The organism is Floccifex porci (genome assembly GCF_009696175.1).
GTDB lineage: Bacteria > Bacillota_I > Bacilli_A > Erysipelotrichales > Erysipelotrichaceae > Floccifex > Floccifex porci.
Window position 1 is genome coordinate 68,071 of the sequence record NZ_VUMM01000001.1, and the last position, 25,804, is coordinate 93,874.

A 25,804-nucleotide genomic window follows, 5' to 3' on the forward strand; every position below is an offset into this window, starting at 1 on the left:
CATGGACACAGTATATAAAAAGTTGTGAATAAATGCATTAAGAGAGCTTTTTATCACAACTTTTTTTGTATATATGAGTATAGATCTTAAGTTTTCTAAAAAAGGTCACATTACGTTTTAATATCACCTCAAAAGAATTTGGAGGGCAGACATTAAAAAATGAAAAACACATAATTTTAAAGACTTAATTTTACCTCATCCAAATTTTAATATTCAAAAAGTTTTTTTATGATATTTTCATAAATAGATAAAAATTACATTAAAATTGATAATAATGTTTACTGGCTTGTGATTAATACCGAAAGAATTATAATATTTATATCAAGTCAAGGAGGGTAAATATGAAAGGAAAACTGACAGCTTTTCTATTATCAGGTACATTAGTGGTTTCTGGTATTAGTCAGATTGTACTGGCTGATGATCAGATCAAAGATCCAGTAATAGAAAAAAATGATGAAGAAATTTTGCAGGAAGAAACGCAAGTGAATCCAAAATTGGATGAGGATCCACAAAAACAGGTAGATGAAGAAACTTTGGAAAAAGAAGTTATGCTGCTGGAGGAAGATCCGATTGAGGCTGTCTGTAAAATAGAGGATACAGAATATGAAACTTTAGATGAGGCTGTATTGGCTGCTGAAGATGGACAAACAATTTTACTATTAAAGAATGTAAATACAGAAGGGCTGAATTTAAATAAAAATCTGATTATTGATGGACAGGGACATACCATTACATTTACAAAATATGGTATTGCTTTATGGGGTAAATCCTTAACTTTTAATAATGCCGTATTGACAATGAACAATATTGGTTCTACTCCATATACAGCTGAATGGAACTGGATGACAATCTGTGCCAGCAAAAATTCATCTTTAACACTAAACAATACAACAATGACTTTAGATGGTGGAAATGCGAATAAACATGCCATATATTTCTGTAGCAACAACAAATTAAATTTAAACAATTCAAATTTAACTATTCAAAATTATGGTCAGGATGCATTGGAATGGGATGGAGGAGATGGAGGATATAATGTAAATATAATAAATTCCACATTCACATCCAATCATTGTCGTTCGGGATTTACAGGAACTTTCTATGCAACGATTGATAATAGTATAGTTAATGTTATTAATAGTTTAGGAAATGGTTCAAATGGAAGTAATTTTGATATCAAAAATAATTCAAATGTTAAATTTGATGGAAATGGATCACATGGATTGTCTGCATCCACTCTATTCATTAATGATTCTTATGTAAGTGGAAGCAACAATGGTGCCAATGGAATTCATGTTACAGGTACATTAAATATTGATAATGAATCGACAGTGGATATTAAGAACAACAAATGTTCAATCTGCAGTAAATGGACGATTCCAGGAGCATTTTATATTGCAGGAGAATCAAAGATTCAGAACTGTACATTGAACATTACAGGAAACAATGGATCCGGCATTTATCAGAAAGGAAATACACTTACAATTGAATCCAGTGCAAATGTTACGATTATGCATAACTTTGCAGAAAAATTAGGTTATGGTGGTGGAATTAATATTAATGGAAGTGCAATTCTACCTTCAAATATTCAATTGTATAATAACCATGCTCCTATTGCAGGAGATGATATTTACTCTACTGGAAAGATTACCTTTGATTCAGTTGGTTCGAATTGGATATTAGATGACTGTACAGATACTATTGATGACTGGTATTATGACGGATACAATGTGATGGACCAGAAAGAAGTGTTTACGCGTTGGAATGTGGATGGAAATGAAAAATATATTGAACATTATGATTCATCAAGAGAAAATCAGATTCTTGCCTTAAAAGCAGCTCATACATTAAATTATACAGTGAAAGTTAATTACTTAGAAATGGGAACCAATAAAGTATTAAAAGATTCTTACAGTAGTAATCCTATTGAATATGGTTTGGAATTTGATGCAACATCATATGATAAGATCAAGATTGATGGATATACTTATGTAAAAACAGAAGTAAAATCACTGGGAAGTGATTACAGTCATGATCAGCAAATTGCACAGATGTCTTTAGATGAAGAGAAAGCAGAAGAAAATTCATTAATATTTGATTTCATTGATGAAAATAAAGAAATCAATGTATATTATAAAAAAGTCGAAGAAACAAAAAAAGACAACAGTAAAAAGAAAACAAATACAAGTGTCCAAACAAATGCAAAACTTTATATTTCAACAGCTATTTCTGCATTATCTTTATCAGGTATATTAGCTATTCTAAAAAAACGTAAATAATGATTAAAAATTATTGTCTATAAAAAGGGTGGATTTAAAAATTCTATCCTTTTTTAGTATCATTAAGATGATCGATTCTGATATGTAAAAAAATTCAATTTGTACTGTCAAAAGTGATTTTAAATACGTATATAATAAATAGAAAGAGAGAATTTCGATATGAATCATATAGCACAATGCCCGCGGTGGAGAATAAAAAGTATCTTGATATTATTGAAAGGTTACGACCCTTTGATGATATATTTATGCGTATCCTGTTTAAAGACAATAAAGAACTTGTACAAAGGATACTGAATATTTTATTGAATCGAACCGATATTAAAATCCGAAAATATGAAATTCAAAAAGACATGAAACAGATTCTGTCTCGATCTATCATCCCAGATATTGTGATTGAGGATACAGATGGAAACATTTATGATATTGAAGTGGAAAGAAGTGCAAAGAAAGCACCTGTAGAAAGACTTCGATATTATGCCAGCGTCCTGGATGTAGAATATGCCAAAAAAACATAAAATTTGATGAGATTCGAAATATTCATATTCTTTTTATTACCGAAGAAGACTATTACCATAAAGGATATCCTGTATATCATATTCAAAGAACTATAAAAGAATTGAATCATTGTCCTTTTAAAGATCGCATGAATCTGTATTATGTCAATGGTCAGTATCGAAACCAGGATGAGTTAGGATATTTAATGCATGATTTTTCATGCAGTGACTATCAGAAAATGGTTATTGAAGAATTAAGAGAATCGGTTCGAAAAATAAAGACAAGAGAAAAGGAGAAACAGGAAATGTGTGAACTGCTGGAAGAATTTGCGAAAAGTGAAAGAGCCCAAGGAAGGCTTGAAGGAATACTAGAAGGAAAATGTGAAGGACAGCGAGAAGAAAAGATTTCTCTGGCTGTGAATATGACAAAAATGGGATTCAGTCTGGAAACGATTTCCCAGATTTTAAACTGCAGTATAGATTCTGTTAAAGAATTATTGTCAAGCATTAAAGTATAAAAAAATCCGTCATCAAACGGATTTTTTTATAGATAATTTTTTAAAAAATGTTCTATACGATCGCAGGCTTGTTTAATATGATCCAATGAATAAGCATAGGAAATTCGAATAAATCCTTCACCACATTCTCCAAATGCATTACCAGGAACACAGGCTACTTTTTCTTCCTCTAATAGCTTTGCACAGAATTCTTCACTGGTAAGTCCCGTCTTTTTAATAGAAGGGAATACATAAAAAGTTCCATGAGGCATGTTACATGTTAACCCCATTCGGTTTAATCTTTGAACCAGTAAATTACGACGATTTAAATAATCGTTACGCATTTTTACCACGTCGTTCATTCCATGAGCCAATGCCTCAATAGCTGCATATTGGGCAGCAACAGGCGCACACATGATGACATATTGATGAATTTTGTTCATAGCCTGGGAAATATTTTTATTTGAAAGTAAATAACCCAAACGCCAGCCAGTCATTGCGAATGCTTTAGAGAATCCATTAATGACTATAACCTGATCTTTTACTTCATCAAATTGAGCTAAAGAAGAAAAAGGCTGGTCGTAGCTTAATTCTGCATAGATTTCATCTGAAACAATAAAAATGCCCGATTCTTTAAGTATAGGAACCAGTTTTTCGTAGTCTTCATAAGTCATGACTCCACCAGTTGGATTGCTTGGAAAGTTGATGATCATAGCCTTTGTTTTATCTGTAATCACTTTTTTTAAATCATCTGGTAACAATTTAAAATCATTTTCTTCTTTTAATTCTATCGTTACGACTTTTCCACCTGCTAATTGCACAGCTGGTGCATAAGCAACATAATTAGGATCCATACAAATGACTTCATCTCCTGGATCAATTAAGGTACGCATGGCGATATCGATACCTTCTGAACCACCTACTGTTACAATAATTTCATTTTCAGGATCATAGTGCTGTCCATATCTTAAAGAATGGAATTCGCTAATAGCTTTTCTTAATTCCAATAAGCCACGATTAGCTGTATAGTGTGTTTTTCCATGTGAGATAGCGTGTATAGCATTTTCGCAAATGTGCCAGGGAGTATCGAAGTCTGGTTCACCAACACCTAAAGAAATAACTCCTTCGATTTCATTGGCTAAATCGAAAAATTTTCGAATTCCACTTGGCTTTAATTCCTTAACTGTTTTAGATATTTCTTTTGTCATGGTGTAACAATCAGTCGATCGGCTGTATTGTCATCCACGCTATCAATCATGACAATTCCACTTTTCTTATATTCTTTTAAAACAAATAAAGTTTTGGTTGAAATCACATTTTCAACACATGCAATTTTATCCGAAACAAAACGAGCCACTTCAAACATCGTTTTTCCTTCAACAAGACATAAAAAATCACAATCTCCACTTAATAAATACATATTAGAAACTTCAGGGTATTTAGCTATCATTGTGGCTGTCTGATCATATCCTTTATTTCTTTGTGGTGTACAGCTCACTTCAATGAAAGCTAGGATCATACGATTTCTAAAGGCTCTATTATAATTTATGACAGTATGATATCCGCAAATAATTTTTTCATCTTCCATTTGTTTGATTGAAGACTGGATATCTTCTTTATCTTCATTTAAAATATCAGCTAAATCTTGTACACTTAAACGCGCATCATTTTCTAGAAGTTCTAAAATTTTATTATGATTCATACAAAACCTCCCTGGTATTTATTCTAGCATAAAACTAAGAAAGAATCTAAACTATACGTATTTATTGACAAATTTCAGTACTGATTTTATAATTAAATAGAATTTTAAAGGAGGATTTACTGAAATGACAGTAAAAGTTGCAATTAATGGTTTTGGACGTATTGGACGTTTAGCATTCCGTCAAATGTTCGATGCAGAAGGGTATGAAGTTGTTGCTATTAATGACTTAACTAGCCCTAAAATGTTAGCTCATTTATTAAAGTATGACTCAAGCCAAGGAACATACAAATTTGCTGACAAAGTATCAGCTGGAGAAAGCTCAATCACAGTTGATGGTAAAGAAATTACTATCTATGCAAAAGCTAACGCTGCTGAATTACCTTGGGGTGAATTAGGTGTAGACGTTGTATTAGAATGTACAGGATTCTATACTTCAAAAGCTAAAGCTCAAGCTCATATCGATGCAGGAGCTCGTAAAGTTGTTATTTCTGCACCTGCAGGAAACGACTTACCAACAATCGTTTACAATGTTAACCATGAAACATTAACTCCAGAAGATACAATTATTTCTGCTGCTTCATGTACTACAAACTGTTTAGCACCTATGGCTAATGCATTAAACAAATTAGCTCCAATTCAATCAGGAATCATGACTACAGTTCATGCTTACACTGGTGACCAAATGACATTAGATGGTCCACAACGTAAAGGTGACTTACGTCGTTCTCGTGCTGCTGCAGTTAATATCGTACCTAACTCAACAGGTGCTGCAAAAGCTATCGGTTTAGTTATTCCTGAATTAAACGGAAAATTAATTGGATCTGCTCAACGTGTTCCAACTCCAACAGGATCTACAACTATTTTAGTAGCTGTTGTTGAAGGAAAAGTTACAGTTGACGAAATCAATGCTGCTATGAAAGCTGCTTCAACTGAATCATTCGGATACACTGAAGAACAATTAGTATCTAGTGACATCATCGGAATCCGTTATGGATCATTATTTGATGCTACTCAAACAATGGCTCATGAAATGGCTGATGGAAACACTCATGTACAGGTTGTTTCTTGGTATGACAACGAAAACTCATACACTAGCCAGATGGTTCGTACAATTAAATACTTTGCTGAATTAGGATAAGAATTTAATGAGAAAAGACATCTTTAACAGATGTCTTTTTTTTTCGCATTCTTGAAATTAACAGGTAATTCATGTATTCTAATTATACGATTGAAAGGATACATTTATGGCAATTCGAACACAATTATCAAATAAGGATCGAGACGAATTAACAAAGGATGTTGACGATTTAGATAAAGTATATTTAGAACAGATGAGAGACCAGGGAATTGATGAAGAGTTATTAGAACAATTCAAGGATCTGACTCTACAGATGAAAGATTATGATTAGAAAAGAGGATTTTATGAAGTTATATAACAGTTATTCTCAAAAAATTGAGCCATTAAAACCAATTCAGGATAATAAAATTTCTATGTACGTTTGTGGACCTACGGTTTACAATTATCCACATATCGGGAATGCCCGGCCTATTGTCGTATTTGATACATTAAAAAAAGCACTTCAGGTGCAAGGATATAATGTTACTTTTGTCAGCAATTATACAGATGTTGATGACAAAATTATTAATGCGGCAATTGAAAACAATGTAAGTGAAAAAGAAATTACAGATAAATATATAAAAGCATACAATGAAGTACGTACTGGGCTGCATGCAGATTTACCAGATGTAGCACCTAGAGTAACCGAAACAATGGATAAAATTATTTCATTTATTGAGGAACTGATTCAAAAAGGAGCCGCCTATCAGGTGGACGGAGATGTATATTTCCGTATTGAAAGTGATCCAATTTATGGAGAATTATCTCATCAGAAAATGGATGATCTGATGGTAGGAGCACGAATTGATGAAAATTCAAAAAAAGAAAATCCTTTAGATTTTACTTTATGGAAACAGACAGATAAAGGAATTCAGTGGGATTCACCATGGTCAAAAGGAAGACCAGGATGGCATACAGAATGTGTAGTTATGATTCAGGACGTTTTTAAAACCGATTTAATCGATATTCATGGAGGAGGGCTGGATCTAAAATTCCCACATCATGAAAATGAAATGGCACAATGTCAGGCTTGCAATCATACTCGTCTTGCCAATACATGGGTACATAATGGAATGATCAACATTGATGGTACAAAAATGTCAAAATCATTAGGAAATGTACGATGGGCAAAAGATTTAATTGCACAATTTGGTGGAAATGTCGTTCGCTGGGTTATGATTTCTGTTCAATATAGAGCCTTGATGAATTTAACTGATGAAGTCTTTGATGTAGCCATTAAAGAATTAAATAAAATTCAAAATGCTTATAAACAGGCTTGTCTGCAGATGGAATTGGCAAATATTCAAAGAGGAAATCAATTGGATGATGATTTATGGAAATCTTTTATCGATGCCTTAAATGATGATTTGAATACACCAAATGCAATTACTACTGTATTGGATACAGTTAAAAGCATCAATCAGAACATTCGTAAAAGACCAGTTGATTTTGATCAGATATCAAAACTGGTATATACTCTGGAAAGAGAACTTTATGTATTGGGAATTGAATTTGAACCATTGAAATTAACTGAACAGGATAAAGAAATGTATACTGCCTGGAGAAAGGCTGTAAAAGAAAAAGACTTTATAACTGCGGATCAATATCGTTTAACTTTACAGGAAAAAGGAATTATCTAATGGAAATAGTTACAGAAAATGCGACAAGCCTTGCCTGGATTGGTGATGCTATAATGAGTCTGGCAGTGCGTGAAGATCTTTTAAAAAAAGGATATCAGAAGCCTAATACACTGCAAAAGAAAAGCAGTCGCATCTGTAGTGCAAAAGGACAGGCCAGTATTCTTGAAAAAATGTCTGCATTGGATTTTTTTAATGAGGATGAAAAAGAAATATTAAATCGTGGCAGAAATGCTTCGATTCATTCGAAAGCAAAAAATGCAGATGGACAGACTTATTTAAAAGCAACTTCTTTAGAAGCATTATTAGGATATTTATATTTATATAAGCACGATGAACGGCTAAAGGATTGTTTGAACTTTATATTGAAAATAGGAGAAACAATATGATTGTATATGGTAAAAATGTTTACTCTCAATTAAAAAACGATCCAGATGCGATTGAAAAAGTCTATATTTTAAAAGGTTTACAGGATCAGAGAATATGGAAATCATTAAAAGAATTAAATTGTGATTATGAAGTCTGTTCCAAACAAAGACTGGATCAGATGACAAAACATGAAAATCATCAGGGAATCGTATGTCAGGTGAAAGAAATTCCCACATATTCGATTGATGAACTGATCCAGAAAACAAAAAATCCAGGACTGCTGGTTGCTTTAGATGGGATTCAGGATCCTCATAATGTGGGAGCTATTTTAAGAACATGTGATTGTGCTGGAGTAAATGGTCTGATTCTTTGTAAACACAACAGTGCTGGACTGACACCAGCAGCAATTAAAGCCAGTACAGGAGCCTGCTATACAATTCCTGTATCCATTGTTACTAATATGAATCAGACTCTAAAAGATTTAAAAACCAGAGGATACTGGATTGTAGGAACGGATCTAGATCATGCCAGAGATTATCGTGAAGGAATGTATGATCTGCCAACTGTATTAGTTATTGGAAACGAAGGAAAAGGAATCAGTCCGATTGTAAAAAAACAGTGTGATTATATGGTCACTCTTCCAATGGCAGGACAGATACAGTCTTTAAATGCCAGTGTAGCCTGTGGAATTTTATTGTATGAGATTTATAATCAAAGAAATCCTCTGTAATTTCGCTTAAGGAGCGATTATGGTAAATATAAATGAATGGATTTATTATTATTTTATAAAAGATGAAGATTCTTTGCCTTTTTTAATTGAATATTATCGACCGGCAGTGACTAAATTATTTTATGAAAAATTCAGTTACACATTCAAAAATTATTACACAATAGATGAATATTATTCAATCAGTGATTGTACTTTAATTGATTGTTTATCAAATTATCGATTTGATTATCATAACAGTTTTACAAAGTTTTATCTTCATGTTCTACAGAATCGTATGATTGATCTGTTTCGAACTTTTTCAAAAAAAACATTTCCATATGCGAATTTAACTGTGTCTTTAGATTCAAAAATAAAAGAAGATTCAGATGAAGAATATGGAAATATTATCAGCAATCCGTGTGCATGTCTGGTTCATGATTATGTGATGGGTAAAATCCAGAAAGAACATATTTTTGAAAAAGCAAAAAAAGAATTAAATGAACTGGATTATACGATCTTTATTTTAAAACAACAGAATGTACGTGTATCTCAAATTGCTCAAAATCTTTCTTTATCACAGGCGGCTATACGTTATCATATTAAAAAAATAAAAATTTGGTTAAATCAGATTGACAAAGAATAAAATATAGTGATAAATTAAATTGGTTATAGGAGATTCATATGGCAGATAAAGTAATTTTAACATGTACAGAATGTTTATCAAGAAACTATACAACTGAAAAAAATAAAAAAACGCATTTAGAGCGATTAGAAATTAAAAAATATTGTCCAAAGTGTGGAAAACATACTTTGCATAAAGAAACAAAGTGAGGTACATTATGGCAAAGGAAAAAAAAGCAAAGAAAGATAGAGTGTATTCTCCAAAAGGAATTATTCGTGAATTAAAAACAGTGGAATGGCCTGGATTTACAGCTCTTTTAAAATCCAGTGGACTGGTTATTTTATTTACACTGTTATTTGGAGTATATTTCTTTATTTGTGAATTAGCTGCTTCTGGTTTACTTAATTTAATTATTAAAGCATAGGAGGATACATGTCAGAACTAAAAAAAGAATGGTATGTGGTAAATACATACGCTGGACAGGAAAATAATGTCAAAAACAATCTGGAACGTCGTGTTAAAACAATGGGACTGGAAGATTCTTTATTTCAGGTTGTTGTTGCGGAAGAAAAAGAAATTGAATATAAAAATGGAAAACCTGTTGAAAAAGTTAGAAATCTATTTTCCGGATACTTGCTGGTACAAATGATCATGACAGATGAAGCTTGGTATGTTGTTCGTAATACACCTGGAGTAACAGGATTTATTGGTTCCAGTGGGAAAGGGGCTAAACCATTCCCTGTAGCACAGGAAGAAGTGGATGCGGTATTGCGTCGCTTAGGAAGACAGGACTTAAATGTACAGGTAGATTTTGAAATTGGGGATACGGTAACCATTTTGAATGGAGCTTTTGAAGGTTCAGAAGGAACCGTTGAAGCAATGGATGATGAAAAGAAAGAAGCTACTGTATTACTGATTCTGTTTGGTCGTGAAACACCAACGGAAATCCCTTATATAGATTTAAAAAAGATAGAAGAATAAATTTAATGGAGAAATGATGAATGTCATTTCTCTTTTTTAAAAAAGTTATGATACTTTGATTTTATGTAAATTTTTAGAAATTCCAGTTGATTATATACCAGAATTTAGTTATGGAAGTGAAAAAGATTTATCATGCGATATATTAAAAAGAATTGGTTTTAAGGAAGAAAATCATGAATAAAAAACAGAAATAAAAAATAGGATTCATTAAAAACTCATATTTCTATATGGATCACTATTTGTATTAAGGAAGAGTAAAAAAAGACCATTTAAATTACTAAATGGTCTTTTAAATTCGAATGGTGCCCCAGGCCGGACTCGAACCGGCACGGTATCGCTACCGGTGGATTTTGAGTCCACTGCGTCTACCAGTTTCACCACCAGGGCATTGCTTGATTATTATATACAAATTTATATTCTTTTTCAAGAGAAAGTTTAAAAAAAGTAAAATGTGTTATAATAGAAAACGGAGGATGTCAACATGAAAATATTAGTTGGATTAAGTGGAGGAGTGGATTCAGCCATTGCTGCCTATTTATTAAAGGAACAAGGATATGACGTAACGTGCTGTTTTATGAGAAATTGGGATTCCTATGCGAATAATGACATCGAAGGAAACCCTACGATTTTAGAGGACACTTGTCCACAGGAACAGGACTATATGGATGCATTAGCGGTTGCTAAGCATTTAGGTCTGCAGTTATTACGAGTGGATTTTATTAAAGAGTATTGGGATCATGTATTTCAGACTTTTTTAAATGAATATGAAAAAGGAAGAACTCCAAATCCAGATATATTATGCAACAAATATATTAAATTTGATTCCTTCTTTAATTATGCAAAGGACAATGGTTTTGATATAGTGGCTACGGGTCATTATGCTTCTACGACCAATATTGATGGGTTTAACTATCTGACACGTGCAAAAGATACAAATAAAGATCAGACTTATTTTTTATGCCAGGTCAATAAAGAAGCGATTCAAAAAACGATGTTTCCATTAGGGAATTTAATCAAGCCACAAGTTCGAAAATATGCTTTGGATCTAAATTTAGAAAGTGTTGCAACAAAAAAAGACAGTACCGGAATCTGTTTTATTGGAGAAAGAGATTTTCGTAAATTCTTAACCAATTATCTTCCTTCAAAAGAGGGAAAGATTGTAGATATCGATACTGGTAAAGTTGTAGGGGAACATATAGGTGTACTCTATTACACCATTGGACAAAGAAAAGGATTAAATATTGATCATGCAGCAGGTCCCTGGTTTGTAGTAGGAAAAGATGTTAAAAAGAATATATTATTTGTATGTCATCAGACAAAAAAGGAATGGCTTTATTCGACATCCTGTATAGTAAAAGATGTAAACTGGATTTTACCGCAGGATTACAATATTCCTGGAAAATGTACAGCTAAGTTCAGATATCGTCAGCCCGATCAGGACGTATATTTAAAATATATTGATCCTAAAACGGTTATTTTGTCATATCCTCAAAAAATTGCTTCGGTTACATGCGGGCAGGAAGCGGTTTTCTATGATGGAAATATATGTATGGGTGGAGGAGTCATTGAACAGGTTTTTATAGATGATGTGGATCTGAATGAAAAAATACTTATGACCTATAAGGAGAAATTAAATGGAAAGCATTGATGCTATACTGGATACAATTATTTATGAAAACGAACAGAACCATTATGCGGTTGCTCTTTTCAGTGAAACGAAAACATATCATACTTTTACAGCTGCAGGAACTATACGTGATGTACAGGAAGATATTGAATACAATTTAACAGGACAATATATAGTTCATCCTAAATATGGAATGCAGTTTCAGATTCAGACAGCCATAAAAAAATTACCAACGAATGAAAAACAGATCATTCGTTTTTTATGCAGTGATAAATTTAGTGGAATCGGTAAAAAAACTGCGACGGATATTTATCAGACACTGGGAGATAACTGTCTGGAACAAATCAGTAAAGATGCTTCTATATTGAATCAGGTTTCTTCTTTAAATGCGAAAAAAAGAAAGATCATCCAGGAAGGCATACAGGAGTTTTCGAGTTTTAATGAATCCTATATACAGTTAATGAAATATGGATTAAGTGATCATAAAATTGAACTGCTTGAAAAACAATATGAAAATCCATTAGAGGTCATTGAAAAGAATTGTTTTCAGCCCTTTTATGAAGTGAATGGATTTGGATATAAAACCAGTGTTCAGATCGCAAATATGCTTCAGATGCAGGCAATGGATACGAGAAGACAGGATGCCTATATCTGTAATTTGTGTCGTGAACTGGTTATGAGCTATGGCAATACTTACATTACTTTTGAAAATATATTTGAAAATGTAAAAGTTTTATCCGAAGAACAGGTGAAAAATTGCTTAATTCGCCTGATTGACGATGGTTATCTACAAAATGAAAAAAATAAGTATTATCCATTTCAACTATTAAGTGATGAAATCGTTGTTTCAAAGGGAATAAAAGATCATATATTTAAAGTTGAACCTGTGGAAGAAGAAATTTTGAAAATAAAATTGAGAGAAGTGGAATTTTCATTGAATATCGAATATGACACGAAGCAGGTTGATGCGGTTTCTTCATTTTTTAATCACTCTATTTCCATTATCAATGGGGGACCAGGAACTGGTAAAACAACAATTGTTAGAGGTATTTTAAGATTATGTAAACAGATCTTTCCTCAATCAACGATTCAATTGTGTGCACCAACAGGCAGGGCATCAAAACGACTAACTCAATTGTCGGATTGTGATTCAAGAACCATTCATTCTTTATTACAATGGGATCTGCATTCCAATACGTTTGGAAAAGATGAAAAGAATAAAATAGAATGTGATTTTCTGATCGTAGATGAATTCAGTATGGTCGATACACATCTGTTTGCTCAATTGATGAAAGCTTTACCACTTCATTGTCGTATTTTGTTGATTGGAGATGAAAATCAGCTGGAAAGTGTTGGACCAGGAAAAGTATTTGAGGATTTAATTGATTCAGAAATTCTTCCTGTTGTTCATCTGAATCGCATTTATCGACAAGAACATGGATCGGGTATTGTTACACTGGCAAAAGAAATTCGAGAAGAAGGTTTATGCAGATTTGAAGATGGAGTGACTTTTATTGAAAAAAACAATAATGAGATTTTAGAAGAAATTAAACGTATTGCCAGTCAGCAGGAGGTACAGATCCTTGCACCCATGTACAAAGGAAGCTGTGGTATTGATGCTATTAATCAAATGATACAGCAGTTAAAAAATCCAAAGGCAGCCTATAAGAAAGAACTGAAAGTAGGAACGATTATTTTTCGTGAAAGAGATAAAGTTATGCTTCTAAAGAATATGGCGGATGAAGATGTATACAATGGGGATATTGGAACGATTGTTCATATAGAAAAAACAAAAGAAATGAATATCGTTGAAGTTGATTTTGGAAACAATGTAGTTTGTTTTGATCATGATTTTCTCTATTATTTAACACATGCCTATTGTATTTCTATACATAAATCACAGGGAAGTGAATACGATAATGTTGTTTTTATTTGTGATGTACAATCGATTTATATGTTAGAAAAAAGATTGATTTATACAGCTATATCTCGTGCAAAACATCATTTATATATCATTGGAAATGCGAATGTATTTAAAAGACAGGTTCGTATGATTCAAAAACGAATCCGTCAAACTTCATTAAAAGAAAGATTAGGTGAAATATATGATTAAACCAATTGTAAAAGATGAATTTTTTTTATCTATTAAAAGTGAAGTCTGTACAAAAAAAGATATTCCAATAGCCAAAGATCTAATGGATACTTTATCTTTTCATAAAAAAAGTTGTGTTGGACTGGCAGCGAATATGATTGGATATTCAAAACGTATGATCATTGTTGATGCTGGATTTATACCAGTTGTTATGATCAATCCTAAACTGTTAAAGAAAGAAGATCCTTATCAGACAATGGAAGAATGCTTATCTTTAGTAGGTTCTCGAAAAACGACACGCTATAGAAAAATTACGGTACAGTATTTTGATACCCAATTTAAAAAACATATACAGGTATTTAGTGATATGAGTGCTCAAATTATTCAGCATGAAATGGATCATCTGGAAGGAATTATCATATAAAGGTTATATTCAACTACCTGATTTTATTTGAAAAGAAAGGAAAAGAAATGATATACTCATCTAACATATAGAAGGTGAGAATATGATTTCTTTTTTATTGAATAAATTTGTGAAAAATGCAAAAGACACAAAAAATCCAGCTGTGAGAAGTGCAGTGGGAAGATTTTGCGGATGGATTGGTATATGCAATAACGTATTTTTATTTACGATTAAATTTATTATTGGAGTGTTAGTCAGATCGGTTTCCATTCAGGCCGATGCGATCAACAATTTAACGGATGCTGGATCCAATATTATTTCCATTGTATCGTTTCATTTATCAAATAAACCTGCAGACAAAGATCATCCCTATGGGCATCAGAGAACTGAATTTATAGCTTCTTTATTCGTTGGTCTGATAATTGTTTTTCTGGGAATTGAAATGGCAAAAGAAAGTTTCATTAAAATTATTCATCCCCAGGAAATTGATTTTCGATGGGTGACAATTCTGATTTTATTGATTTCCATTCTGGTTAAATTGTGGATGTATAGCTACAATCAGTCGTTGTCAAAAAAATATGAATCCAGTCTGCTTCATGCAACAGCTTTAGATTCCATATCCGATGTAATGGGAACCAGTGCGGTATTGGTTTCGACTGTTTTGTCTCCTGTCCTTCATTTTAATTTAGATGGGTATATGGGAGTGATCGTTTCGATCATTATTTTATACAATGCCTATGGTTTATTAAAAGATGTCATCAATACGCTGATTGGAACGGCTCCAGATGAAAATTTTGTGAAAGAAATCGTAGATGATATCCTATCCGATTCAAAAATTTTAGGAGTCCATGATTTTATATTGCATGATTATGGACCCGATAAACAGTTTGCCAGTGCACATGTGGAAGTTAACAGTGATGAGGATATATTTGAAATCCACGATCATGTAGACAATATTGAACGAGCTATCAAAGAAAAATATAACGTTTCTTTAGTTCTTCATATGGATCCTGTTAAAGTTAACGATCCAGAAACGGATTATTATAGAAAGGTTTTAAAAAATGCACTTGAAGAGTGCAATGAAAACTGGCATTTTCATGATTTCCGTATTGTATCTGGACCTACTCATACCAATCTGGTTTTTGATCTGGTCATTCCATTTGAAGATAAAAGGACAAAACAGGAAATTGAAGAAGAAATATTGGCTCATATGCATGTAGATAAAATTATATACCTTGTGATAACGATTGATCATCCATTTGCCTGAAATTTTATTTGAAATTTGAAATTTTGAATGTTAATATATATACGTTCACGAAGAAAAAGATAAGTAGATTTATATTCTGAATTTAGAGAGGAAGTGTCAGGTGAAAACTTCTGGATGGTATAAGTTGAAGCTGCTTTGGAGTGAAAACGTAATTCGGCGATATTCGAATGAAAGGTGCACCAGCAATGGTGAACTAGGATGGTACCGCGTATTTTTACGTTCCTAGATGGGAACGTTTTTTTTATGGAGGAAAGAAAATGAAACAATTAACAGGAAATCAGGTTCGACAGATGTTTTTGGATTTCTTTAAAAGTAAAGGACATATGATTGAACCTGGCGCATCTTTAATTCCTAATAACGATCCGACTTTATTATGGATCAATGCAGGGGTTGCGGCTTTAAAGAAATATTTTGATGGTTCTCAAAAACCAAGATGCAATCGTATTGCCAATGCGCAGAAAAGTATCCGTACAAATGATATTGAAAATGTAGGGCGCACGGCAAGACATCATACATTCTTTGAAATGCTGGGAAATTTTTCTATTGGAGATTATTTTAAAGAAGAAGCCATTCCATTCGCATGGGAATTTTTAACAAGTGAAGAATGGATGGGAATCGATAAAGAACGTTTATATATTACTGTCTATGTTGATGATGAAGATGCTTATCGCATCTGGACAGAAAAATGTAAAGTGAATCCTAGTCATATTTTAAAAACGAAAGAAAACTTCTGGGAAATCGGAAAAGGACCTGGTGGACCTGATAGTGAGATTTTCTTTGATCGTGGTGAAAAATACGATCCAGAAGGATTGGGAGAAAAATTATTTTTCGAAGAAATGGAAAACGATCGATACGTTGAAGTATGGAATGTCGTTTTTTCACAATACGATTGCGATCCTGAAATTGATCGTAAAGAATATAAAGAACTACCTCAGAAAAATATTGATACAGGAATGGGACTGGAACGTCTGGTTGCTTTGATTCAGGATGGGGAAACCAACTTTGATACCGATTTATTCCTACCAATTATTTATGCAACTCAGGATATGGCAAAATATCCATATCAGGGAGAATATAAAATGGCATATCGTGTCATTGCTGACCACGTTCGTACCATTACATTTGCTTTAAGTGATGGAGCCAATTTTTCAAACAGTGGTAGAGGATATGTATTGCGTCGAGTATTAAGAAGGGCCGCTCGATTTGGATTAAAACTGGGATTGGATGAACCTTTCTTATATAAACTGGTTCCTGTTGTAGCGGATAATATGAAAGATTTCTATCCATATTTACAGGAACATGTAGAATTTAACCAGAAGCTGATTAAAATCGAGGAAGAAACATTTAGAAAAACATTAAAGAATGGACAATCTTTACTGGATGAAGAAATGAATAAAGCCGATGGAAAATTAAGTGGAGAAGTGGTCTTTAAATTATATGATACATATGGATTCCCATTTGAATTGACACAGGAAATCGCAGCTGAAAGAGGATTAGAAGTCAATCGTGAAGAATTTGATTACCAGATGAATCAGCAAAAAGAAAGAGCTCGTAATGCTCGAAATACTCAGGAGTCTTTTTCAAAACAGAATGAAGAACTGATGGCTTTTGTTGAACCGTCTGAGTTTATCGGATACAACAATTTATCCTGCAAAGCAAAAGTGATTGCCTTATTTAAAGATGGACATAAAGTCGATACATTAAGTGGGGAAGGACAGGTAATTTTAGATCAGACTTGTTTCTATGCAGAAAGTGGTGGTCAGGTCTGTGACAAAGGATGGATGAAAAGCGATGGTGTCCTGGTAAATGTAGTGGATGTACAAAAAGCACCTAATAAACAGCATTTGCATACAGTACAGGTTCAGGATGGTATCTTGACTTCAGGTATGGAATTAATTTGTTATGTTGATACAAAACTTCGTGCAAAAACAACTGCCAATCATTCTTGTACACATCTGCTGCAGGCTGCTTTACAAAAAGTAGTTGGATCACACATTCATCAGGCTGGGTCTTATGTATGTGATGAATATTTACGTTTTGACTTTTCTCATTATGAAAAAATCACAAATGAACAGCTGGCACAGGTAGAAGCTATTGTCAATCAGTATATTTCAGATTCTTACACTGTCACAAAAGAAGTAATGCCAATTGAAGAAGCCAAAAAGACTGGTGCAATGTCTTTGTTTAATGAAAAATATGGTGACTTTGTTCGTGTTGTTTCTATGGGAGATGTATCAAAAGAATTCTGTGCTGGATGTCATGTAGAAAATACAGCTGAAATTGGAATCTGCAAGATTATTTCGGAAGAAAGCATAGGTTCTGATTCAAGACGTATTACTGCAAAAACAGGAATGGAAGCTTATAAAGAAATCGCAAAAGAACATAAAATGTTAGAAAATATCGCAAACAGTGCTAAATCAAAAGGAATTAAAAATATTGATGAAAAGGTACAGAATGCATACGATCAAATCAAATCTTTAAATAAAGAAATTGATGATTTAAAAAATCAGATTTTCTCTTTGAAAGCTAACCAGTGGATCGAAGAAAAAATCAATATTGGTACATTGAATGCCTATATTAAAAAAGTAGAAGGTATGGATGGAAAAGCATTAAAAGATGTGGTATCCAATATTAAAGGAAAAGATGATAATTCTGTCTGTTTCTTTGTAAATGTTAATGGAGATAAGATTGTGTTCGTATCTGGTGCTGGAAAAACAGCTATCCAGAAAGGTGTCCATGCAGGACAGCTGGTAAAACAAGCGGCTCAAATCTGTTCGGGTAATGGGGGTGGAAAACCAGATATGGCTCAAGCAGGTGGAAAAGATGTCACAAAAGTAGATCAGGCCATCCAAACAGTCAAAGAAGCGCTTTCAAATCTATAAAAAGTGAAGACAAAGGTGAAATTTCTTTCATTTTTGTCTTTTATTTTGTATAATAGTAGAAGTTAAGGAGTTGATATTATGAGAGACGTTACTGAAACTATGACTTTTACAACGGAAGATATTCGTAGAGAGAATATCAAAATGATTTTAAAAGAAGTTAGTAATGCACTGGAAGAAAGAGGTTACAATTCTGAAAACCAAATTGCAGGTTATTTGATCAGTAATGATCCTGCCTATATTTCTTCTCATAAGAATGCACGTAATTTAATTCAAAGAATCGAACGTTATGAAATCATTGAAGAACTGGTTCGTGCTTATCTGGAGAAATAATGGGACGTATTATTGGACTGGATCTCGGAAGTAAAACTTGTGGGGTTGCAATCAGTGACCAGACAGGATTTCTTGCCAGAGCTTTAACTACGATTCGTTTTGAACAAGAAGATTATGATGACTGTTTTGACCAGATACTGAATTTACTGGAAAAAGAGAAGGTAAATGAGGTGGTATTGGGTCTGCCTAAACATATGAATGGAGATGTTGGGATTCGAGGACAATTATCCATTGATTTTGGATATGAACTGGAACAGGAAGGTTATCATGTAACTTTATGGGATGAACGATTAACGACTGTCAGTGCGCAAAGATTATTAATTGAAGGGGATGTATCGCGTAAAAAGCGAAAAAAAATTATTGATCAGACAGCAGCCGTTTTTATTCTACAGAATTATCTGGACAGTAAAAAAAATAGGGGGTAATTTTCATTACCCTCTTTATTTTTAGAAAGGAGCATTATTATGCTAGATTCAAATTGTCTATACGTGAAAGATGAAAATGGAAATGAAAAAAAATTTATCATTTTATTTACATTTGACAACGATGAAACAAAAAAACAATACGTGGTATATCAGGATCCACAAAACGATTCAGGTGATGTATATGCATCCATTTATGATGATAAAGGAAATCTATATCCAATTGAAAGCGATGAAGAATGGGATATGGTAGAAGAAGTCATCAATACATTTGTTGAGGATGAGGAAGATGCGTAAGAAAAAAGGAAAAATTGTTCTAATTTTTGTTCTGATTCTTCTGATTGCTCTGGTTTTATCTTCTTTATTTTATATCTTTAAAAATACATCTGCCTGTGGAGATGGAAAAAAACAGGAAGTACTGGTGATTGAAGAAGGAGAATCTTTTGATCAGGTATTACAGAATCTGGAAGAGTTGAATTTAATTCATTCAAAAGAATTCGCATCTTTATATGTGAAATTTAAAAGTAATATTCAGTATTATGCAGGTAATTATACATTAAATGATGGAATGAATCTGAATGAAATTCTGAATTTTTTAAATGACAGTTCTAATGCGACCAAAGAAAGTGTAACCATTACAATTCCTGAAGGCAAATGGGCAAAAGAAATTGCAGAGATCCTGTCACAGCAGCTGGACTACAGTAAAGAAGAAATCATTGCCTACTGGAATGATGAAACTAATTTAAAAGAATGGTGCAATACGTATGAATTTTTAAATTTTGACGATATTAACCAGTCCGTATATAAAATTAAACTGGAAGGGTATTTATTCCCAGAAACATATTCCATTGAAAAAGATGCAACACTGGATGCAATTACACGTACTCTGTTAAATCAGTTTGATGTAATGTATCAGGAATATAAAGACGATTTTAAAAATTCTGATTATTCTATTCATCAGATTGTTACATTGGCCAGTGTAGTACAGTTTGAATCGGGTTATGACAAAGATATGCCTACCATTGCCGGTGTTTTTTATAATCGATTAAATAATGGTATGAAAATGCAATCCAGTGTTACTGTATGTTATGCTCTTTATGATGAATTTAACGATCCAAAGGATTGTGAAGTTCAAACCGATATAGATTCTCCATACAATACATATTTATACGATGGCTTACCAGCAGGACCTATTTTAAATGCTGGAAAAGATGCTTTTTATGCTGTTTTGAATCCTGAAGAAAATGATTATTTTTACTTTGCAGCCGATATTCATGGGGATGGAAAAGTCTATTATTCTAAGACTTATGAGGAACATTTGCAGATCTGTGAAGAACTGAATTTAGGATTATAATTTGATATTTCTATTTTCTATGTTATAATTCCTAATGCAAAACACAAGGAGTTGGTAAAATGGCAATTGATAAGAATTATGTAACGCAAGAAGGTTATGACGCGTTAGTCAAAGAATATGAACAGTTAGTACATGTTACACGTGCCCAGGTAATTGTTGAATTACAGGAAGCCAGAGCACAGGGGGACTTGTCCGAAAACGCGGATTATGATGCAGCTCGTGAACATCAGGGACAGGTAGAAGCTCGTATTCGTGAATTGGATGAATTAATTAAAAATTCAGAAATTATTGATGAATCTGTAAAAAAAGGAAAAGCTAATGTTGTAAAAATTGGTTCTTATGTAACGATTTTAGATTTATCAGAGAACCAGGAAAAATCTTTCAGTATCGTTGGTTCTGTAGAAGCCGATCCTTTAAATGGAAAATTATCAAACATTACTCCATTAGCGGAAGTAATCCTGGATCGAAAAGTAGGGGATGTTTGCACAGTAAAACGTGTGGATGAACCATATGATGTAAAAATCGTCTCCATTCAATAATTTTTATATTTTTATAATTTAATTACGTATATATAAGAAGGGTGATACTATGAAAAAAATCCTTCTTTTTTTAATATGTCTGGTTGTATTTCTATTTACTTTTTTTAACCGATATACATTTGTCTCATTAGATTTAAAAAAACCATCTACAAAAGAAGTTGAAATTAAAGGAGAAGTCAACCATCCGGGTATTTATACTGTTAAATGGGATGCCAGTATACAGGATGTAATTGAACAGGCTGATGGATTAACGGATTTGGCAAATACCGATGCTCTGGCTTTAAATCGCATTGTAGAGGAAAATGAAGTTATTGTGATTGGAAAACAGGAAGAGAATTATATATCAATTAATACAGCTTCTTTAGAACAATTACAGACTTTACCGGGAATCGGTCCTTCGTTAGCCAGTCGCATAATTGAATATCGACAGGAACGATCTTTTCAATCTATTGAAGAAATTAAAAATGTCAAAGGAATTGGAGATAAACTGTTTGAAAAAATTAAGGAGAAGATCGTTCTATGAAATATATATTCTGTTTAGGCATATGGATTTGTTTTGTACTGAAGGATATATATTTAATTCTTTGTTTTTCCATAATATTTTCAATTTATCTTTATATTCGTTTTAAAAAGAAATTCATTGTACTTTTATGGTTTTTATGTTCTTTTCTGACTTTATTCTTCTTTCCATCTTATCATCCAGCCGAAAAAGGAACCTATGAGATCATTGAAATCAAAAACAAATACTGCATTGCCAGAAATGAAGATACAAAAGTAGTTGTATATGGCTTAGATCAGGCAAATTTTGGAGATAAATATCAATTGGATGAATTTGAAAACATATACAGTTTAAAAAACATTCATCAGTTTAATTTTGAATCTTATATGAATAAAAATAATATATATGAATGTACAAATGGTAAAGAAAATCAGTGCATTAAAAAATCAGATTCAATTAAATCATATATTTTTCAGAAATTAAAAGAAAAACCACTCTGTTTATTATATTTATATGGAATCTATGATCCAGATTCGATTAATCTTTTAGCTCGCTTATCTTTGCCTTTTCTTGTATGCATGCATATTCTGGAAAAAATATTAAATACTATTATTTCAGAAAATAAAACGAAATTTGTATGTATCCTGATTTCTATTCTTTATGGATATCTATTCACATTTAAAATTGCTCTGGTTCGATATATTTTAAACCAGATTGTTAAATATATAGATTCAGAATCATTTTGTATAACCTCCACTCTTTTACTCTTTTTATTTCCATATTCCTCCTGTGATTTTAGCTATATACTTCCTTTTGGTTTAGGATGGATTCAAAAATATATAAAGAAACAGAATAAACTGGCAAGCTTTATTTTTATATATTCTTTACAATTTATATATTTTCATGAAATCAATCTTCTGGCACTTTTCTTTTTTTCTTTTTTTAAAAATATAAATGTAATTTTATTTTTGTCTTCTTTCTTTATTGATATTTCATTTCTGAATATACAAATGCCAGTCTTTCATTATGTACCCAATCTAATATTTTACTCTTTGATGATTTTATTATTTTATTATCTGATTCATAATCAAATAAAATATTCAATTTTGATTTTATTTTTATGTTCTCCTGTTTATTCCAGTTATCTGAATCCTTTTTTTCATGTTTATACTTTAGATATTGGTCAAGGGGATTGTACTTTAATTGTAGAACCCTATAAAAAAAGTGTTGTGATGATAGATTGTGGACAGAATTTGTATCGTAACAATGTGGAAAAGATCATTTTACCTGTTTTAGAAGATTTACAGATACATACAATAGATACTTTAATTGTGACTCATGAAGATATTGACCATAGTGGAGGTAAAGAAGAATTGAGTGAAAAGATTAAAATAAATCAGATTGTAGAGGATTCAAATGAAGAAATAAAGGTCAACTATACCTTTTATTCCTTATTACCAGAAAGAAATATAAAAGATGAAAACGATTCAAGTATAGTTTCCTATTTTCAATACGATACCTGTTCTTTTTTATGGATGGGAGATGCATCTATTTCCATTGAAAATCAGCTTTTACAAAGATACGATCTGGACGTAGATGTATTAAAATTAGGACATCATGGATCAAGAACAAGCTCTTCTTTTCATTTTTTAGAAAAAATAGATCCCACACTGGGAATCATTAGTGTAGGAAAAGATAATAAGTACAATCATCCATCCAGTAAAGTGATATCCAATGCTCATTTATTGGGAATTGATTTGCTTATGACAAAAGAGGAAGGAATGATACATATTTTTACCTTAAAAAAATTTACTTTTTTTGTAACGGCAACTGGATTATTTGGGATGATATAAATTTTATGATAGAATACGTTTATGAAAAGAAAAATTAAATGGAATCGACTCTTATTTCTTTTTTTCATTCCAGTTATTATTGTGCTTGTATTTTATCTTGTATCAGATAAAAAAGAAGTAGAATCTAGTAAAGATATTAAAAAAGAAATAATATCCAGTAAAGAAATTAAAAATGAAAATACAATATATGAACTGTTAAAAAATGCCACTATACCATTAGGACACACTATGTATGTGTATGGTGGTGGATGGAATGAACAAGATACTGGAGCTGGAATAGAAGCTCTCACTATTGGAGAAAGTAAGAATTGGGAGTCCTTTTATTTAGAACAGGATGAATATTATCAATATGAAAATTATAATTATCAGATTCATGATGGACTGGATTGTTCAGGCTATGTTGGCTGGGTGATCTATAATACTTTGTGTAATGAAAATCAGGAAAATGATGGTTATGTATATAAGGCAGAAGAAATGGTTTATCGATTGGAAGAAATGGGATATGGAAAGACGTATACCACAATTGAAAGCTATTCTCCTGGGGATATTATGTCAACAGATAATGGGCATGTCTATATTGTGATTTCTGGTTGTGAAGATGGAAGTGTATTATTGATTCATTCTTCTCCTCCAGGTGTTAAAATTTCTGGAACGGTAGATAGAAATGGAAATCCAGAATCACAGGCAGTTCGAATTGCACAGGAAACTATGAAAAAATACAGATCGGACTGGTATGAAAAATATCCAGATTGTACAGTAGATAGTTCTTATCTTACCGATTATGTTCAGTTTAAATGGAATGATTCAACTTTAAAAGATCCTCAGAATCTAAAAGAAAAAGAAGCTCAGGAAATAATAAATCTTTTATTTTCATAAAAAGGAGGGAATATGAATATTGTATTATATGGAAATGACCAATCCAGAATGAAACAGAATCTTGAACAGGTAAAAAAAAGACTAAATGTTTCAAATATCGTATATATGGATACAAAAACAAATGAATTTAAAGAAGTATTATGGGAATTGGACAGCGTTTCTATATTCGATGAACAGAAGATGATCGTTTTGGACCATTGTTCCTTCTTATCTGGGGAAGATGAAACAAATTATGATCTGGAACAGCTGACAAAACGAAAAGATGCGAATGTTTATTTTGTATGTTTGTGTTACAGTCCGAAATTAAGCAAGAAAAAAAGTGCCAATAAGAAATTTTTACAGACAGTCAGTTCAAACAATCTGATTCCATGCATGGCTCTGGATGAAAAAAATAAAAGAAGTTATATTCAGGATTACTGTAAGCGAATTGGACTGTATATGGAAACGGATGCACTTAACTGGTTCTGTACTCGAGTTGGCATGGATACGATGCGTATTGAATCAGAACTGGATAAATTATATTTATATTCCAGTCACATTTATCTAAAAGATGTAGAAGCACTCGTTTGTGCGGAACCATTACAGAATGTATTTAAAATGGTGGATGCTTTAAAGGATCGAAATGCTTTACGTATACTGGCTTATTATCGCAATTTTAGACAGACAGGGATGGCTCCTACAGCAATCAATGCTTTATTAGCTGGACAAATGCGTTTTTTATTTCAGGTTAAAATATTAATGGAATCCGGTTATAGCCAAGATGATATCGTACAGAAATGTAAAGCCCATCCTTATCGTGTGCAGCTGACAATGAAAGAAAGTAAAAAACATACGTGTGAAGAATTACTAAATCTATTGGATCAGTTTTCTGCTTTAGACCAGAACTTTAAAACAGGGAAACAGGATATGGACCAGGGATTTGAACAATTTGTATTTGATATGTTAATTGAAAATAAAAAGGAAGGTTAACGACCTTCCGTTTTTATTTGTTCATGTTGTTGATTGCAGTTTGTAAACGTGATTTTTGACGGCTAGCGTAGTTCTTGTGGAAAACTCCTTTAGCAACAGCCTGATCAAGTTTTGAACTACAAACATTATATGCTGCAACAGCGGCTTCTTTGTCATTCGCTTCAACAGCAGCTAATACTTTTTTAATTGCTGTTTTAGTAGCTGATTTTCTAGATACGATTAACTTGTGAGCTTTGTTGTTTGTTTTTACACGTTTCTTTTGTGAATCGATTTGTGGCATGGTT

At 32.4% G+C, this 25,804-nt stretch carries 30 protein-coding genes, 1 tRNA gene and 1 other annotated feature; of the genes, 27 read left to right on the plus strand and 4 right to left on the minus strand.

All coding sequences use genetic code 11. The annotated features are described in order from the left end of the window. The first annotated feature begins 341 nt into the window (after window positions 1–341). The 3 genes from FYJ50_RS00255 (at window position 342) to FYJ50_RS00265 (ending at window position 3,291) form a co-directional block, all read left to right on the plus strand. Window positions 342–2,279, plus strand: coding sequence for a hypothetical protein (locus tag FYJ50_RS00255; protein ID WP_154459034.1), 1,938 nt, complete (start codon window positions 342–344; stop codon window positions 2,277–2,279). A gap of 245 nt (window positions 2,280–2,524) precedes the next feature. Beyond that, window positions 2,525–2,794, plus strand: coding sequence for a PD-(D/E)XK nuclease family transposase (locus tag FYJ50_RS00260; RefSeq protein ID WP_205946353.1), 270 nt, complete (start codon window positions 2,525–2,527; stop codon window positions 2,792–2,794). Between the two features lie 128 nt (window positions 2,795–2,922). Beyond that, window positions 2,923–3,291, plus strand: coding sequence for an RpnC/YadD family protein (locus tag FYJ50_RS00265; RefSeq protein WP_154459036.1), 369 nt, complete (start codon window positions 2,923–2,925; stop codon window positions 3,289–3,291). A gap of 26 nt (window positions 3,292–3,317) precedes the next feature. Here FYJ50_RS00265 and FYJ50_RS00270 read toward each other — a convergent pair whose 3' ends face one another. Continuing rightward, entirely contained in the window at window positions 3,318–4,478 is a 1,161-nt protein-coding gene (locus FYJ50_RS00270; protein ID WP_154459037.1) for a pyridoxal phosphate-dependent aminotransferase, read from the minus strand. Further along, a complete protein-coding gene (locus tag FYJ50_RS00275; RefSeq protein ID WP_154459038.1) occupies window positions 4,475–4,972 on the minus strand; it encodes an Lrp/AsnC family transcriptional regulator in 498 nt (165 codons plus the stop codon). The genes FYJ50_RS00270 and FYJ50_RS00275 overlap by 4 nt, the downstream gene beginning before the upstream one ends. Window positions 4,973–5,096: 124 nt before the next feature. On the opposite strand from FYJ50_RS00275, the gene gap reads away from it, so the two are divergent. The 10 genes from gap to FYJ50_RS10690 all read left to right on the plus strand — a co-directional run bounded on the left by gap (window position 5,097) and on the right by FYJ50_RS10690 (window position 10,588). Further along, a complete protein-coding gene (gap, locus tag FYJ50_RS00280) occupies window positions 5,097–6,110 on the plus strand; it encodes a type I glyceraldehyde-3-phosphate dehydrogenase (RefSeq protein WP_154459039.1) in 1,014 nt (337 codons plus the stop codon). Between the two features lie 106 nt (window positions 6,111–6,216). Beyond that, the gene (locus tag FYJ50_RS10450; protein ID WP_205946354.1) at window positions 6,217–6,381 is read left to right on the plus strand and encodes a hypothetical protein; all 165 of its coding nucleotides are present in this window, start codon (window positions 6,217–6,219) and stop codon (window positions 6,379–6,381) included. A gap of 13 nt (window positions 6,382–6,394) precedes the next feature. Continuing rightward, window positions 6,395–7,729: a cysteine--tRNA ligase gene (gene cysS / locus FYJ50_RS00285; RefSeq protein WP_154459040.1), complete on the plus strand. Its 1,335-nt coding sequence runs from the start codon at window positions 6,395–6,397 to the stop codon at window positions 7,727–7,729. Continuing rightward, window positions 7,729–8,115 (plus strand): Mini-ribonuclease 3, encoded by a 387-nt coding sequence (locus FYJ50_RS00290; protein ID WP_154459041.1) that lies wholly within the window; start codon window positions 7,729–7,731, stop codon window positions 8,113–8,115. Before cysS ends, FYJ50_RS00290 begins: the two co-directional genes overlap by 1 nt. Beyond that, entirely contained in the window at window positions 8,112–8,825 is a 714-nt protein-coding gene (gene rlmB, locus FYJ50_RS00295; RefSeq protein WP_154459042.1) for a 23S rRNA (guanosine(2251)-2'-O)-methyltransferase RlmB, read from the plus strand. The genes FYJ50_RS00290 and rlmB overlap by 4 nt, the downstream gene beginning before the upstream one ends. Before the next feature lie 19 nt (window positions 8,826–8,844). Beyond that, a complete protein-coding gene (locus FYJ50_RS00300) occupies window positions 8,845–9,447 on the plus strand; it encodes a sigma-70 RNA polymerase sigma factor region 4 domain-containing protein (protein ID WP_154459043.1) in 603 nt (200 codons plus the stop codon). 38 nt (window positions 9,448–9,485) lie between these two features. Further along, window positions 9,486–9,635 carry a 50S ribosomal protein L33 gene (gene rpmG, locus FYJ50_RS00305; RefSeq protein WP_154459044.1) on the plus strand — a complete coding sequence of 50 codons (150 nt, stop codon included), beginning with the start codon at window positions 9,486–9,488 and terminating at the stop codon, window positions 9,633–9,635. A gap of 8 nt (window positions 9,636–9,643) precedes the next feature. After that, window positions 9,644–9,850 carry a preprotein translocase subunit SecE gene (gene secE, locus FYJ50_RS00310; RefSeq protein ID WP_154459045.1) on the plus strand — a complete coding sequence of 69 codons (207 nt, stop codon included), beginning with the start codon at window positions 9,644–9,646 and terminating at the stop codon, window positions 9,848–9,850. A gap of 8 nt (window positions 9,851–9,858) precedes the next feature. Further along, the gene (gene nusG / locus FYJ50_RS00315; protein WP_154459046.1) at window positions 9,859–10,407 is read left to right on the plus strand and encodes a transcription termination/antitermination protein NusG; all 549 of its coding nucleotides are present in this window, start codon (window positions 9,859–9,861) and stop codon (window positions 10,405–10,407) included. 55 nt (window positions 10,408–10,462) lie between these two features. Next, window positions 10,463–10,588, plus strand: coding sequence for a hypothetical protein (locus tag FYJ50_RS10690; RefSeq protein WP_268891850.1), 126 nt, complete (start codon window positions 10,463–10,465; stop codon window positions 10,586–10,588). 119 nt (window positions 10,589–10,707) lie between these two features. Here the strand turns inward: FYJ50_RS10690 and FYJ50_RS00320 are convergent. Further along, a tRNA-Leu gene (locus FYJ50_RS00320) sits at window positions 10,708–10,794 on the minus strand. A 94-nt stretch (window positions 10,795–10,888) separates the two neighbouring features. Here FYJ50_RS00320 and mnmA point away from each other — a divergent pair. From mnmA to holA, 14 genes are all read left to right on the plus strand, one after another. After that, window positions 10,889–12,055 (plus strand): tRNA 2-thiouridine(34) synthase MnmA, encoded by a 1,167-nt coding sequence (gene mnmA / locus FYJ50_RS00325; RefSeq protein ID WP_154459047.1) that lies wholly within the window; start codon window positions 10,889–10,891, stop codon window positions 12,053–12,055. Beyond that, window positions 12,042–14,147 carry an SF1B family DNA helicase RecD2 gene (recD2, locus tag FYJ50_RS00330; RefSeq protein WP_154459048.1) on the plus strand — a complete coding sequence of 702 codons (2,106 nt, stop codon included), beginning with the start codon at window positions 12,042–12,044 and terminating at the stop codon, window positions 14,145–14,147. Before mnmA ends, recD2 begins: the two co-directional genes overlap by 14 nt. Next, window positions 14,140–14,550, plus strand: coding sequence for a peptide deformylase (locus FYJ50_RS00335; protein WP_154459049.1), 411 nt, complete (start codon window positions 14,140–14,142; stop codon window positions 14,548–14,550). Before recD2 ends, FYJ50_RS00335 begins: the two co-directional genes overlap by 8 nt. An 82-nt stretch (window positions 14,551–14,632) precedes the next feature. Beyond that, entirely contained in the window at window positions 14,633–15,796 is a 1,164-nt protein-coding gene (locus FYJ50_RS00340; RefSeq protein ID WP_154459050.1) for a cation diffusion facilitator family transporter, read from the plus strand. Between the two features lie 41 nt (window positions 15,797–15,837). Beyond that, window positions 15,838–16,023 (plus strand) — a binding site (T-box leader). A 30-nt stretch (window positions 16,024–16,053) separates the two neighbouring features. After that, on the plus strand, window positions 16,054–18,678 hold the full coding sequence (alaS, locus tag FYJ50_RS00345) for an alanine--tRNA ligase (RefSeq protein WP_154459051.1): 2,625 nt from the start codon (window positions 16,054–16,056) through the stop codon (window positions 18,676–18,678). Window positions 18,679–18,756: 78 nt separating this feature from the next. Next, window positions 18,757–19,008 (plus strand): IreB family regulatory phosphoprotein, encoded by a 252-nt coding sequence (locus FYJ50_RS00350; protein ID WP_154459052.1) that lies wholly within the window; start codon window positions 18,757–18,759, stop codon window positions 19,006–19,008. Further along, on the plus strand, window positions 19,008–19,433 hold the full coding sequence (gene ruvX, locus FYJ50_RS00355; RefSeq protein WP_154459053.1) for a Holliday junction resolvase RuvX: 426 nt from the start codon (window positions 19,008–19,010) through the stop codon (window positions 19,431–19,433). Before FYJ50_RS00350 ends, ruvX begins: the two co-directional genes overlap by 1 nt. A 39-nt stretch (window positions 19,434–19,472) precedes the next feature. After that, the gene (locus FYJ50_RS00360) at window positions 19,473–19,727 is read left to right on the plus strand and encodes a DUF1292 domain-containing protein (RefSeq protein ID WP_154459054.1); all 255 of its coding nucleotides are present in this window, start codon (window positions 19,473–19,475) and stop codon (window positions 19,725–19,727) included. Continuing rightward, window positions 19,720–20,784, plus strand: a complete 1,065-nt coding sequence (mltG, locus tag FYJ50_RS00365) for an endolytic transglycosylase MltG (RefSeq protein ID WP_205946355.1) — start codon at window positions 19,720–19,722, stop codon at window positions 20,782–20,784. Before FYJ50_RS00360 ends, mltG begins: the two co-directional genes overlap by 8 nt. Window positions 20,785–20,843: 59 nt before the next feature. Continuing rightward, window positions 20,844–21,323 (plus strand): transcription elongation factor GreA, encoded by a 480-nt coding sequence (greA, locus tag FYJ50_RS00370; protein ID WP_154459056.1) that lies wholly within the window; start codon window positions 20,844–20,846, stop codon window positions 21,321–21,323. A gap of 49 nt (window positions 21,324–21,372) precedes the next feature. Beyond that, complete coding sequence (locus tag FYJ50_RS00375; RefSeq protein ID WP_154459057.1) at window positions 21,373–21,846, plus strand: ComEA family DNA-binding protein; 474 nt, start codon at window positions 21,373–21,375, stop codon at window positions 21,844–21,846. Further along, window positions 21,843–23,675, plus strand: coding sequence for a ComEC/Rec2 family competence protein (locus FYJ50_RS00380; RefSeq protein ID WP_154459058.1), 1,833 nt, complete (start codon window positions 21,843–21,845; stop codon window positions 23,673–23,675). Before FYJ50_RS00375 ends, FYJ50_RS00380 begins: the two co-directional genes overlap by 4 nt. A gap of 21 nt (window positions 23,676–23,696) precedes the next feature. Continuing rightward, window positions 23,697–24,551 (plus strand): hypothetical protein, encoded by an 855-nt coding sequence (locus tag FYJ50_RS00385; protein WP_154459059.1) that lies wholly within the window; start codon window positions 23,697–23,699, stop codon window positions 24,549–24,551. A 12-nt stretch (window positions 24,552–24,563) separates the two neighbouring features. After that, the gene (holA, locus tag FYJ50_RS00390) at window positions 24,564–25,520 is read left to right on the plus strand and encodes a DNA polymerase III subunit delta (RefSeq protein WP_154459060.1); all 957 of its coding nucleotides are present in this window, start codon (window positions 24,564–24,566) and stop codon (window positions 25,518–25,520) included. A gap of 13 nt (window positions 25,521–25,533) precedes the next feature. Here the strand turns inward: holA and rpsT are convergent, their stop codons facing one another. Continuing rightward, window positions 25,534–25,800 carry a 30S ribosomal protein S20 gene (rpsT, locus tag FYJ50_RS00395; RefSeq protein WP_154459061.1) on the minus strand — a complete coding sequence of 89 codons (267 nt, stop codon included), beginning with the start codon at window positions 25,798–25,800 and terminating at the stop codon, window positions 25,534–25,536. Window positions 25,801–25,804: the final 4 nt, after the last annotated feature.

What these genes read in the sequence shown, in the direction of transcription:
- FYJ50_RS00290 (WP_154459041.1), top strand. Translation starts at nt 7,729, where the DNA reads ATGGAAATAGTTACAGAAAATGCGACAAGCCTTGCCTGGATTGGTGAT.
- secE (WP_154459045.1), top strand. Translation starts at nt 9,644, where the DNA reads ATGGCAAAGGAAAAAAAAGCAAAGAAAGATAGAGTGTATTCTCCAAAA.
- FYJ50_RS00350 (WP_154459052.1), top strand. Translation starts at nt 18,757, where the DNA reads ATGAGAGACGTTACTGAAACTATGACTTTTACAACGGAAGATATTCGT.
- rpmG (WP_154459044.1), top strand. Translation starts at nt 9,486, where the DNA reads ATGGCAGATAAAGTAATTTTAACATGTACAGAATGTTTATCAAGAAAC.
- rpsT (WP_154459061.1), bottom strand. Translation starts at nt 25,800, where the DNA reads ATGCCACAAATCGATTCACAAAAGAAACGTGTAAAAACAAACAACAAA.
- FYJ50_RS00375 (WP_154459057.1), top strand. Translation starts at nt 21,373, where the DNA reads ATGAAAAAAATCCTTCTTTTTTTAATATGTCTGGTTGTATTTCTATTT.
- nusG (WP_154459046.1), top strand. Translation starts at nt 9,859, where the DNA reads ATGTCAGAACTAAAAAAAGAATGGTATGTGGTAAATACATACGCTGGA.
- alaS (WP_154459051.1), top strand. Translation starts at nt 16,054, where the DNA reads ATGAAACAATTAACAGGAAATCAGGTTCGACAGATGTTTTTGGATTTC.
- FYJ50_RS00340 (WP_154459050.1), top strand. Translation starts at nt 14,633, where the DNA reads ATGATTTCTTTTTTATTGAATAAATTTGTGAAAAATGCAAAAGACACA.
- FYJ50_RS00255 (WP_154459034.1), top strand. Translation starts at nt 342, where the DNA reads ATGAAAGGAAAACTGACAGCTTTTCTATTATCAGGTACATTAGTGGTT.
- mltG (WP_205946355.1), top strand. Translation starts at nt 19,720, where the DNA reads ATGCGTAAGAAAAAAGGAAAAATTGTTCTAATTTTTGTTCTGATTCTT.
- gap (WP_154459039.1), top strand. Translation starts at nt 5,097, where the DNA reads ATGACAGTAAAAGTTGCAATTAATGGTTTTGGACGTATTGGACGTTTA.
- cysS (WP_154459040.1), top strand. Translation starts at nt 6,395, where the DNA reads ATGAAGTTATATAACAGTTATTCTCAAAAAATTGAGCCATTAAAACCA.
- recD2 (WP_154459048.1), top strand. Translation starts at nt 12,042, where the DNA reads ATGGAAAGCATTGATGCTATACTGGATACAATTATTTATGAAAACGAA.
- greA (WP_154459056.1), top strand. Translation starts at nt 20,844, where the DNA reads ATGGCAATTGATAAGAATTATGTAACGCAAGAAGGTTATGACGCGTTA.
- FYJ50_RS00380 (WP_154459058.1), top strand. Translation starts at nt 21,843, where the DNA reads ATGAAATATATATTCTGTTTAGGCATATGGATTTGTTTTGTACTGAAG.
- FYJ50_RS00360 (WP_154459054.1), top strand. Translation starts at nt 19,473, where the DNA reads ATGCTAGATTCAAATTGTCTATACGTGAAAGATGAAAATGGAAATGAA.
- FYJ50_RS00300 (WP_154459043.1), top strand. Translation starts at nt 8,845, where the DNA reads ATGGTAAATATAAATGAATGGATTTATTATTATTTTATAAAAGATGAA.
- FYJ50_RS00260 (WP_205946353.1), top strand. Translation starts at nt 2,525, where the DNA reads ATGCGTATCCTGTTTAAAGACAATAAAGAACTTGTACAAAGGATACTG.
- FYJ50_RS00335 (WP_154459049.1), top strand. Translation starts at nt 14,140, where the DNA reads ATGATTAAACCAATTGTAAAAGATGAATTTTTTTTATCTATTAAAAGT.
- holA (WP_154459060.1), top strand. Translation starts at nt 24,564, where the DNA reads ATGAATATTGTATTATATGGAAATGACCAATCCAGAATGAAACAGAAT.
- FYJ50_RS00270 (WP_154459037.1), bottom strand. Translation starts at nt 4,478, where the DNA reads ATGACAAAAGAAATATCTAAAACAGTTAAGGAATTAAAGCCAAGTGGA.
- FYJ50_RS00275 (WP_154459038.1), bottom strand. Translation starts at nt 4,972, where the DNA reads ATGAATCATAATAAAATTTTAGAACTTCTAGAAAATGATGCGCGTTTA.
- mnmA (WP_154459047.1), top strand. Translation starts at nt 10,889, where the DNA reads ATGAAAATATTAGTTGGATTAAGTGGAGGAGTGGATTCAGCCATTGCT.
- ruvX (WP_154459053.1), top strand. Translation starts at nt 19,008, where the DNA reads ATGGGACGTATTATTGGACTGGATCTCGGAAGTAAAACTTGTGGGGTT.
- FYJ50_RS00265 (WP_154459036.1), top strand. Translation starts at nt 2,923, where the DNA reads ATGAATCTGTATTATGTCAATGGTCAGTATCGAAACCAGGATGAGTTA.
- rlmB (WP_154459042.1), top strand. Translation starts at nt 8,112, where the DNA reads ATGATTGTATATGGTAAAAATGTTTACTCTCAATTAAAAAACGATCCA.
- FYJ50_RS10450 (WP_205946354.1), top strand. Translation starts at nt 6,217, where the DNA reads ATGGCAATTCGAACACAATTATCAAATAAGGATCGAGACGAATTAACA.
- FYJ50_RS00385 (WP_154459059.1), top strand. Translation starts at nt 23,697, where the DNA reads ATGAAAAGAAAAATTAAATGGAATCGACTCTTATTTCTTTTTTTCATT.